This window comes from Neisseria sp. P0021.S005 (genome assembly GCF_051956955.1).
Map to the genome: position 1 here is coordinate 1 of NZ_JBQCWY010000709.1, position 1541 is coordinate 1541.

At 48.8% G+C, this 1541-nt stretch carries 2 protein-coding genes; one reads left to right on the forward strand and one right to left on the reverse strand.

The genetic code is table 11. The features are described 5' to 3' along the window. Nucleotides 1–167: 167 nt before the first annotated feature. Entirely contained in the window at nucleotides 168–569 is a 402-nt protein-coding gene (locus tag ACTHUE_RS18565; protein ID WP_003679090.1) for an RNA-binding S4 domain-containing protein, read from the reverse strand. A 203-nt stretch (nucleotides 570–772) separates the two neighbouring features. On the opposite strand from ACTHUE_RS18565, the gene ACTHUE_RS18570 reads away from it, so the two are divergent. Continuing rightward, the coding region (locus tag ACTHUE_RS18570) for an acetyl-CoA carboxylase carboxyltransferase subunit alpha (protein ID WP_440424142.1) at nucleotides 773–1541 on the forward strand (769 nt) is incomplete at its 3' end.

Here is a 1541-nt window from a genome sequence, read left to right on the forward strand (position 1 = left end):
AGGTTACGCCTACCGTTGGTACGGATAAACAGGACGTGAACGTTATTCGCGGTCAGTTAGAATATAAATTTTAATCACCGCAAATAAAAAACAGGCAGGATGTCCTGCCTGTTTTTGGTTTTCAGACGGCATGAATATAGGGCCGTCTGAAACAATGGATGAAACGCTTACCAGCTATCGCGCTTCATGCGGTCAAGCTGGCGGCGGTCGCGTTTGGTCGGGCGTCCGTCCGGATAAGCGGCGCTGATGCGGCTGGCTTGGTCGAGTTGTTTTTGAGCTTCGCGTTCGGCAGCCGTTTTCATGTCTTCTTCGTACAGTAAACGCGCTTCCGGTGCCGGGCGGCGTTGATGATTGAGCGCGGCGACTTTGAATTTGTAGGGGAGGGAGTTCAAAGTCATGTCGATGGTGTCGCCGGCGGAAATATTTTTGCTGTTTTTCACCTTCGAGCCGTTTACCAAAACCCTGCCCAGCTCAATGTGTTTTTGTGCCAGCGCGCGGGTCTTGAAAAAGCGCGCGGCCCACAGCCATTTGTCCAAGCGCATGGACGAATTGTCATGATCGTTTTTCATAGCCTGTTTGAAATGATTGAACTGAATTGAAGTTTATCATAAGATACGGCACTCCATGAGTTTAGTGCAGATATACTATTTCTTTGTTAAAGGCCGTCTGAAAGTTTTTTATTGCAAAAGATGGCAGTTTCCCTTTGAGAAATGCTGTCAAATACGTCTGATTAGCGTATCATGTCAGCAACCATTACCGAGAGCTTCGTTTTATGAAACCCGTTTTTTTGGACTTTGAACAACCCATCGCCGAATTAACCAATAAAATCGACGAGTTGCGATTCGTACAAGATGAATCTGCCGTCGATATTTCCGACGAGATTGCCAGACTGCAAAAGAAAAGCAACGAGTTGACCAAGTCAATTTTCAGCAAGCTGACTCCGGCTCAAATTTCACAAGTGTCTCGCCATCCGCAGCGTCCTTATACTTTGGACTACATCAACGGTATTTTTACCGATTTTGAAGAGTTGCACGGCGACCGCCATTATTCTGACGATCATGCCATTATCGGCGGTTTGGCACGTTTCAACGGTCAAAGCGTGATGGTTATCGGCCATCAAAAAGGCCGCGATACCAAAGAAAAAATCCGCCGCAATTTCGGTATGCCGCGTCCCGAAGGTTACCGTAAAGCGCTGCGCTTGATGCAGACTGCCGAGAAATTCAATATTCCGGTCATGACCTTTGTCGATACCCCGGGTGCGTATCCTGGCATTGGCGCGGAAGAACGCGGCCAGTCTGAAGCCATCGGCCGTAATTTATACGAACTGACCCGCCTGCATGTGCCGGTATTGTGCACCATTATTGGCGAAGGCGGTTCGGGTGGTGCATTGGCAGTGGCTGTCGGCGACTACGTCAATATGCTGCAATACTCGACTTATTCGGTGATTTCTCCCGAAGGTTGCGCCTCTATTCTTTGGAAAACTGCTGAAAAAGCAGCAGATGCCGCGCAAGCATTGGGTATTACCGCCAAACGCCTGCAAG